At 36.5% G+C, this 1,109-nt stretch carries 1 protein-coding gene; it reads right to left on the minus strand.

What is annotated here, in order from left to right:
• Window positions 1-1,074 (minus strand): putative nucleotidyltransferase substrate binding domain-containing protein (locus DB41_RS02355; protein WP_162180901.1); only part of this gene is annotated, 1,074 nt, incomplete at its 3' end.
• Between the last annotated feature and the right edge of the window lie 35 nt (window positions 1,075-1,109).

Below are 1,109 nucleotides of genomic sequence, written 5' to 3' on the forward strand. Positions count from 1 at the left end.
ATTTAAAATCCCTGCATTTTGTGGATTTTCTTGTTCTGCTAAAAGATACCATTTTTCTGCTTTTTTATGTTGAAAAAGCCTCTGGTGTATATCTCCCCGCGTCTCTGGTGAGTTATCCTCCAAATCAGAAGATTTAAGTATATCTTCATTGCCTGCTAAAAATTCGTGAATAGATTGATGGAAAGGAATGAAGATGCGGTAGATTTTTTTTATCAATTTTAAAGTTGTATGATCTAAGGCAAACTGCTTTTTAATAAGACCCGGATCCTCAAACCCAAAAGGCTTAAGCAGGGGATTCATCATTTCCTGTTGAGCTTGGTAATGAGAATAAGTCTTAAGACGCATGAATAAGACTAGGCTCATCCATTCCTTTAACCTTTCAGTGGCCTCTTTTGTTATAATCTTTAACTCACTTAGCTTATCAATCCTAGTAAAAGTGTTGGTAGCTGCTACTTTTTTAAGAAGCGCTAACCTATCCAGAGCTAAATGAGGAAACCTATAAAAATCATTTTTAACTTTAAAAAGCATACCCTGCCTTTCTAAATCACTCATTCTTGGATTAAAAGCTTCCATATCAGCTGGAACAAGGTGCTGTTTGGCTAAATACTGGCGTAGATCAAGGTTTTCTTGATAAGACATATTAAGCACTTCTTGAATATTTTCATCATAGGCTTTAGTTAATTCAAAATTGCCTAACAAATGAGTAAAGTTTAGCAATTCTATAGGAAGATGAGGATCCTTTTTATGCCACCATTGGCCTTTTTCATCTTTACCCAGATATTGAGCCATCTGTTCAGGAGTTTGGATAAGCTCAAATGTCTTACCATTCCCCAAAGGAGTTTTACAGCCTTTTCCTTCTACCCCTGCTCCATCAAAGGCAAAGCCCCGTGGTGTAATGCCATCGAAAAAGTCTATTGCTTTTAAGCAAGGAATGTTTAAAGCAGGAAGGATAGTTTCTCCCAAGTTGATAATTTTTAAGTGAAGTAGATTAGTTAGATTCCTAAAGTACTTCTTATTTATAGGATTGTCGTCTTGCACAAGGATACCAAATTCTAAGTCGGAATAAGGGGTCATTTCTTCCCTAGCTAGAGAGCCAAAGCCTATCATGG

Origin of the sequence: Neochlamydia sp. TUME1 (assembly GCF_000813645.1) — a bacterium.
Lineage (GTDB): Bacteria > Chlamydiota > Chlamydiia > Chlamydiales > Parachlamydiaceae > Neochlamydia.